The organism is Chitinispirillales bacterium ANBcel5, assembly GCA_029688955.1.
Taxonomy (GTDB): Bacteria; Fibrobacterota; Chitinivibrionia; order Chitinivibrionales; family Chitinispirillaceae; genus Cellulosispirillum; species Cellulosispirillum alkaliphilum.
The window spans coordinates 1-8,132 of record JARUKZ010000068.1 but is presented as its reverse complement, the minus strand read 5'-3'; the positions used below and the strand labels follow the sequence as shown (position 1 = coordinate 8,132).

6 protein-coding genes are annotated in these 8,132 nt (G+C 40.6%); 3 read left to right on the top strand and 3 right to left on the bottom strand.

Annotated elements, in window-relative coordinates:
• Positions 1–19: 19 nt before the first annotated feature.
• A complete protein-coding gene (locus QA601_18445; GenBank protein MDG5817084.1) occupies positions 20–5,011 on the top strand; it encodes a toxin TcdB middle/C-terminal domain-containing protein in 4,992 nt (1,663 codons plus the stop codon).
• Positions 5,012–5,545: 534 nt separating this feature from the next.
• On the opposite strand, the gene QA601_18440 is transcribed toward QA601_18445, so the two are convergent.
• From QA601_18440 to QA601_18430, 3 genes are read right to left on the bottom strand one after another with little or no spacing between them, the layout of a single operon-like run.
• A complete protein-coding gene (locus QA601_18440; GenBank protein ID MDG5817083.1) occupies positions 5,546–5,833 on the bottom strand; it encodes a four helix bundle protein in 288 nt (95 codons plus the stop codon).
• A gap of 45 nt (positions 5,834–5,878) precedes the next feature.
• Positions 5,879–6,166, bottom strand: a complete 288-nt coding sequence (locus QA601_18435) for a four helix bundle protein (GenBank protein MDG5817082.1) — start codon at positions 6,164–6,166, stop codon at positions 5,879–5,881.
• 45 nt (positions 6,167–6,211) lie between these two features.
• Complete coding sequence (locus tag QA601_18430; protein ID MDG5817081.1) at positions 6,212–6,559, bottom strand: four helix bundle protein; 348 nt, start codon at positions 6,557–6,559, stop codon at positions 6,212–6,214.
• 91 nt (positions 6,560–6,650) lie between these two features.
• Here QA601_18430 and QA601_18425 point away from each other — a divergent pair, with 91 nt between their 5' ends.
• On the top strand, positions 6,651–7,598 hold the full coding sequence (locus QA601_18425; GenBank protein MDG5817080.1) for an IS481 family transposase: 948 nt from the start codon (positions 6,651–6,653) through the stop codon (positions 7,596–7,598).
• A gap of 21 nt (positions 7,599–7,619) precedes the next feature.
• Positions 7,620–7,823, top strand: coding sequence for a hypothetical protein (locus QA601_18420; protein ID MDG5817079.1), 204 nt, complete (start codon positions 7,620–7,622; stop codon positions 7,821–7,823).
• Positions 7,824–8,132 lie beyond the last annotated feature (309 nt).

The window sequence follows — 8,132 nt, the reverse complement described above, 5'->3', positions numbered from 1 at the left end:
ACTTCACTTTCCGGTGCATGTGGTTGAGCGGGTGGAGACGATAGACCATATCGGGAAAAACAGACTTGTCAATAAATACGCGTATCATCACGGGTATTATGATGGCCATGAGCGGGAGTTTCGCGGTTTTGGGATGGTGGAGCAGTGGGATACGGAGAGTTTTGCATCTTTGGTAGAAGGCGATGATTGTATGCCTGAAGCCGAAAACTATGATGAATCTTCACATGTCCCTCCAGTAATGACAAGGACCTGGTACCATACTGGTTTCTGGTCTGAAAGGAATTGTATATCTGCCCAGTATGAAAAGGAGTATTACCTGGCGGAAAGGCATGATGGAAATAGTGGAATCCTGCTGAATGATACTATTCTCCCTGAAACCATACTTATCGAAAACAATGATGGAAATCTGGAACACATTCCGCACAACTTAACTCCAGATGAACAAAGGGAAGCTTGTCGTGCACTTAAGGGTATGATTTTGAGACAAGAGATTTATGCCCTGGATGGAACAGATGCTGAACGCAGACCTTACAAAGTGAGTGAAAAAAACTATTCTGTAGTTATGTTGCAGCCTCGTCTTGATCAAAAAAATGCCACCTTTTTTTCTCATGATAGAGAAATTATTGATCTTAATTATGAACGGACCCTATATCAAATTGATGGAGAGTATGTAGCTGATCCCCGTACAACGCACGCAATGTTACTTTCTGTAGATATATTTGGCAACGAAATGGAAAAAATCGAAATAGCCTATGGAAGAAACACAGAAGAACCAAATTTGAATTCTGTTGAAAGGGAAATGCAGAAAAAATCACATTTTATCTATACAAGAAATAAGTACACAAATAGTATATGTGATGCTAGAAATTGGAGAATACCGGTAAAAAGTGAAAATATTATATGGGAGCTGGGTAATATCACCTTTGAAGAAAACTCATATTTAAAAATAGAGCAAATGGGTGGTATAGTTCAGGAGGCACTATCTAATGAGTTACCACTTGAAACGGATGATACAGGTTCAGATACTTTTTCCAGACGAATATTTCATTATTTAAATATATTCCGTCGAAATGATCTTAATGGAATGTTGGCAGTGGGTGAACTGCAATCCCTTGCTCTTCAAGGTAAAACTTACACTTTAGCAATTACAGATAGTCATTTAGAACAGGTTTATGTTGATTCTAATAAAATTAGTGATGAAGAGATTGAAACAATATTTCATAACGATGGTGGGTACATTAGTACTGCAATGTTGCTTAGTGAGAATCTAATTGAAGATTCAATGCCAAACGGTTGGTGGCATCAGGGAGAGAAATTGTTTCTTTCTCCAGTTGAGTCCCACTCACCATCCCAGGAACTCGAATACGCAGAAAGTAATTTTTTTCTTCCTTGCCGATTCAAAAATCCTTTTGGCGCGGTTACTGTAATTACGTATGATCAATATCATTTGAGTATCATAGATACCGAAGATGCTTTGGGTAATAGAGTAAGTGCTGGTGAAAGAGATAGTTCTGGAACAGTTATTCCTGCAATCAATTACAAAGTTATGCAACCTGTATTGGTAACAGACGCAAACGGTAACCGGGAAGCTGTTGCATTTGATGCACTGGGATTGGTTGCAGGTACTGCGGTTATGGGAAAACCTGGCGAAAACCAAGGGGATACACTGGACACCTTTGAAGCAGACTTGAGTAAGGATGAGATACGAGCTTTATTATCTGACCCCCATTCCTTTGCTACAGATCTTATGGGAACGGCTACCTCAAGAATTGTTTATGATCCATTGATCTATAAAGATTCTTTAACTGATGATCAACCAAAACCGCTTGTGATATGTTCACTATTCAGAGAGATCCATCTCAATGATCTTACAACAGGGCAGGAAACTCCGGTTCAGATTGAATTCTCTTATTGCGATGGATTCGGTCGTGTCGTTCAGAAAAAAAAGTCGGCAGAACCTGAAAAGGATGAATATGGCTCAATAGAGGAGGAAAGATGGGTTGGTAGTGGTTGGGTTATATTCAACAATAAAGGAAAACCTGTAAGGGAATTTGAACCCTTTTTCACAGATACTCAGGCATTTGAGTTTGCTCATACCGAAGGGGTTTCGTCCATTTTGATGTATGATCCTCTTCTTCGTATCAGAGCTGTTCTGCATCCAAATAAGACCTGGGAGAAAACTGTCATAGATCCCTGGAAACAAGAAATCTGGGATGTTAACGATACGTTGCTAACCGATCCTGCAGCCGACCCTGATGTACGTGGGTTTTTCTGCAGATTGAATTCACAACTATATAGTCCTTCCTGGTATGAAGAGAGAATAGATGGTGAACTCGGTGAAGATGAAAAAGATGCAGCAGAAAAAACTATAGCACATGCTCAAACCCCTGAAATACACTTTTTTGATTCACTGGGAAGAGATATTATAAAACATGAAAACAATGGAACTGGTGGTATATACAAGTCAAAACAACTATTGGATATAAAGGGCAATGTACTTAGAACAGATGATCCTAAAGGACGCATTAATTCAGAAAAAATATGGAATATGGTGGGTAAACCAGTTTATGAAGTGGGTATGGAGTCAGGTGAGCGTTGGATGATTGATGATGTAATGGGGTTTCCAATACGCTCATGGGATGGGAAGGGGCATAGTTTCAAAACCGTTTACGATTCATTACGGAGACCTACGGCTTCATATGTAAGAGGGTATTACAATACAGAACCTGATAAAGAGATATGTTTTGAAAACATTGATTATGGTGAGAGTATAACGGATCCTGAAATCATGAACCTGAGAGGTAATGTATACAGGAAATGTGATGGGGCAGGGGTTATTACCAACGAACAGTATGATTTCAAAAACAACCTTGTAAAGACCACCCGTATTTTCTCAGAAGATTATAGTCAGATACCAGATTGGTCTCACACTCCAGCTCTAAGGAGTGAGTCTTTTTCTACAACCACCAGCTATGATGCGCTTAATAGAGCTGTAGCTATTAGTAGTCCTGATGATAGTGTCACCAGGCCAGGGTATAACAAAACCGGACTATTTAGTAGTCTGGGTGTGCATCTTCACGGTGCCACTGAAACTACTAATTTTATTGAAGATACTGAGTATGATGCACGTGGAAGAAAAACGGTTGTCAGTCATGGTAATGGAGCGGCCACAACATACGATTATGACCCCTTAACTTTCCGTCTCCTTACGATTCTTACCAAAAGAAATGGTACAACCGATACTCTTCAGGATTTACGATATTGTTATGATCCAAAAGGTAATATTACCAGCATAAGAGATCATGCACAGCAGACACACTATTTCAATGGTGAAGTAGTAGAGCCTCATAATGAGTATACCTACGACGCTCTATACAGGCTGATAAATGCCAAGGGCAGAGAACATATAGGACAAACTGGTTCCACAGATCCAGACCCATCTGACCGATTTCGGGTTGGCTTACCCCATCCGCAGGATGGTCATGCCATGCGCAGATACGAACAGCAGTATGGGTATGATGAAGCAGGGGCCTTTCTTGAGGTGGTTCATATCGCAAACAGCGGAAGCTGGACAAAGAATTATTCGTATACTGAACCAAGTATGATAGAACCTGATAAGAGCAGTAATCGGCTTACCAGTGTTTCATCAGGAAGCATGGCTTCTAACTACTCGTATGATCAGCATGGTAACACAATCATAATGCCACATCTCTCCGACATGGTATGGGATTTTAAAGATCAGCTTGTAGCCGTTGATCTGGGTGGTGGTGGCAATGCATATTATAGTTATGATGGTGACGGTCAAAGGGTAAGAAAAGTGTGGCAAAAGGCACCGGGTGTTGTGGAAGAGAGAATGTATTTGGGGGATCTGGAGATCTTTCGCAGAATGGATGGTGCGGGAAATGTTATTCTGGAACGTGAAACTCTGAATATAAAAAGCATTGTAGATGAATCTAAACCAGAACCTGTGGAAGAAATATCTGAAAACGAACAGGATAACGTGCTTGGTGCATTTGAAAGATTCAGTGAGAATGCCGATGTTTGGGGATTTTTAAAGGAAAGTACTGTTCACACTGATGAAAATGAGCAGGAAGACGATAACATAGTGGGTATGTTTCGTTACAGAGTCGGTGCTGTCACTACTGCAGGACATATTTTTGATTGCCAGGACCAAACGTATCCCGACAGGTTAGCAACTGTTGAAACCAGGACCATTGGTGATGATGGCTCAGCGGGGCAGATGATTTGTTTTCAGTACAGCAATCACCTGGGTTCTGCGACTCTTGAGTTGGATGAAGCAGCTCAGATTCTATCGTATGAAGAGTATTATCCCTATGGAATGAGTTCTTATCAGGCTGTTAATTCCGATCGGGAGATAACGGGCAAGAGGTATAGGTTTAGTGGTAAAGAACGGGATGAAGAGAGTGGGTTGTATTATTTTGGAGCAAGGTACTATAACAGTGATGTGGGGAGGTGGATAAGTACCGATTCGGCGGAGCAGTTTCATAATCTGTATGCTTACTCAGGAAATGGGTTTAATCCGATTAATAGTATTGATCCTGATGGTAATGCAGCTGTTTTAGCAATTGGTTATGGAGCAGCAAAAACAGCCCCAATATGGGGGCCTCCTGTAAAGCAAGGTTTAGCATTAACAGGTACATTTTTATATGGGTTGTATGAAACACTTAGAAAACGCGATCCTGCTCCTGGGCCCATGCCAGGTTCTGAACCTGCCTATGATCCATCTTTAGACAATTTAGTAAATGAGATTAATGCTTTAGGAGACGCTGCAGCAAGAGGTGACCTTATTTTGCCAACTGGTGGTGGCGATGATAATGGTGGGGGGGGGGGACCCAAAATACCAAAAAGTGTGAAAATTGCTGCTGGAGCTGCCGCAGTTGCAGCAATCGCCGATGGGTGTTTTAATGAAGTTAAAGATTTAAGAGAAGATTTTCGTAAGATTGATCGAGCTATTGATCCTACACCAAGAATGCAAGAGCCAACAAGATAATGATTAAAAGGAGCATATTGAAAGATACAATACTTCTCAAGAGAATACAGGGTTACATAAACAATACACTGTTGATAGTTGTGTTTTTTTATTTCTTAACTATATTTCTAAGAAGTCAAATTAGGTTATATTTATCTTTACTTATACCTATTATGCTAATTGTTAGTCTAGCAATAACTAAATACTTAAAAAAGACAAGTTCTAATAAATTTGCTACTCAAATGATCATTTTAGGTGCAGTGCTTTTTTTAACATCATTACAATTACTTATTGGATATAATAGAATAATGGCTATGTTAATTGTTTGTGGTTATATATTGATATGTATAATATGAGTATGAAAGATAAAGCTTAGCTATAATCTGTAACCCTGTGTTTATTGGCATTTGTAGGTGCTTTTTTTACGTACATTGGTCGCTGTATGCCAACCCTGACGTTCGTTTGGGAACGAGGACCAGAGTGGTGCTGGTGGACTGGGGGAGATCCACTTTTAATTACTAATGATCAATTACTAATTACTAATGAAGAATAAGATCAGCTACATTTTGTAGTTTTTGGGATCGCAGTCAGAATTCTTAGCAATTCATCGCAGTCATTCAATAATGAATCTGCAATATTTGCCTGAAGCAAATTACCTTCCTTAAGTAATCTGAGCCAATACTTAGTTTCACGTGCTTCTTTGTATGCGATAGTTATTTTGGCGAAAAAATCTTGTCTGGATTGGCCGCCAATAGCTTCTTCAACATTTGCTCCAATTGATGTGCCACTTTTAAGGATCTGTCTTCCGATCACATACTGACGTTCTTGCTCAAGGTGCTGCATTATAATTACTAATGACCAATTACTAATTACTAATGAGGAATAAGATCAGCTACATTTTGTAGTTTTTTGGATCGCAGTCAGAATTCTTAGCAATTCATCGCAGTCATTCAATAATGAATCTGCAATATTTGGCTGAAGCAAATTACCTTCCTTAAGTAATCTGAGCCAATACTTAGTTTCACGTGCTTCTTTGTATGCGATGGTTATTTTGGCGAAAAAATCTTGTCTGGATTGGCCGCCAATAGCTTCTTCAACATTTGCTCCAATTGATGTGCCACTTTTAAGGATCTGTCTTCCGATCACATACTGACGTTCTTGCTCAAGCTGCTGCATTATAATTACTAATGACCAATTACTAATTACTAATGAGGAATAAGATCAGCTACATTTTGTAGTTTTTTGGATCGCAGTCAGAATTCTTAGCAATTCATCGCTGTCATTCAATAATGAATCTGCAATATTTGGCTGAAGCAAATTACCTTCCTTAAGTAATCTGAGCCAATACTTAGTTTCACGTGCTTCTTTGTATGCGATAGTTATTTTGGCGAAAAAATCTTGTATGGATTGGCCGCCAATAGCTTCTTCAACATTTGCTCCAATTGATGTGCCACTTTTAAGGATCTGTCTTCCGATCACATACTGACGTTCTTGCTCAAGCTGCTGGGAAAGCTTTAAAATCCTTAAAGCAAATTCAAAGCTTTTGTTTTGGATTATGTTCTCTTCCATGGTACAGGTTCAAGACATGGGTAACACTTTAGGTTCAAGACATAGGTAACACAATATGTACATTAGTTAGTCTCTTGAAAGGAGGCTGGCTATGCCGTGGAAGGAGTTACAGGTTTTGGATCAAAGAACAGAATTTGTGCTGAAGTCGTTAAGCAGGGATGTCGTATTCAATGAATTATGTCGAGAATACGGAATTAGTACAAAAACCGGCTACAAATGGCGGGAACGCCTCATTCAAGAAGGATTAGGTGGCTTACACGATAGATCAAGACGACCGCACAACAGCCCCAAAGGTCTCAACGAGAACATTGTGTGTGAAATTATCAAACTTAAGACAGCTCATCCCCACTGGGGCCCCTACAAAATCCGGCAATTGTACCTGCGCAAATACGGTGAGGCACCCTCTGACAGCAGTTTTAAGAGGGTTTTGGATAAAGCTGGTTTAGTCACTCAAAAAAAGAGACGTAAGGTTGATAGTGCACAGCAGCGCATCACGACAGACCTGGTGATTGAAAAACCCAATGATGTCTGGACTGTTGATTTTAAAGGGTGGTGGAAGGCTCTTGGCGGTGGGAGATGTGAACCGCTGACCGTTAGAGATCATTATAGCAAGTATATGCTTTCTGTAAAGGCAATGGAGTCAACACGAACTGAGCATGTCAAAGCCGAGTTTGAAAGCCTTTTCTGTCGTTATGGCCTTCCAAAGGTTATCCTCAGTGACAACGGCCCCCCGTTTGCAGTGTCCCATGCGCTTCTGGGGCTTAGTTCACTGGCCATATGGTGGATTGCCCAAGGAATCCGGCTTCATCGCATACGACCAGCCAGTCCTCAGGAAAACGGCAGTCACGAACGAATGCACAGAGATATTAAAAGGGAGGTGCAGGGTCGCATTAATGGTAATATACAGCATCATCAGGCAGCTTTTGATATCTGGAAAAAAGAATATAATGAGGTACGCCCCCACGAAACGTTAGGCATGAAAGTGCCAGCAGAGATGTACTGCAAATCCGACCGGCAATGGAGTGGTAGCCTGGACTAGCTGGAGTACGGTGATGAATATGTGAGCCGACGGGTAACCACAGACGGCTCAATAGGCATAGAGGGTTGTAAAATTATTGTAAGTAAAACGCTAAGGGGCTGGGATGTGGGCTTGAAGTATATCGATGAGAGCAATATTGAGGTGTGGTTCGATTACCTGAGGCTTGGCGAGATCGATTTGACTACGGAACGGTTTACGGCGGCTGACAATAAGGTTAACATTTGATATTTTTTCCTCTCCCGGGAGGGGAAAAGAACAAACATGTTGAGCATTAACTATATTTCTATACCCGTTACCCATGTCCTGACCTATTTGTGTTACCTATGTCCTGACTGTACCATTTTTCTATAATTAGTAATTGGTCATTAGTAATTAGTAATTTTTTCAATCATTCATTACGACCCGCTGATGCGGGTGGTGAAAACCGATCTGCCTGATGGTCATTTTACCAGAGTCGAGTTTACTCCCTGGGAAATAGAATCATACGATCAGAACGATAACAAAGATGGGCATGATCATTTCAATACTCCGCAA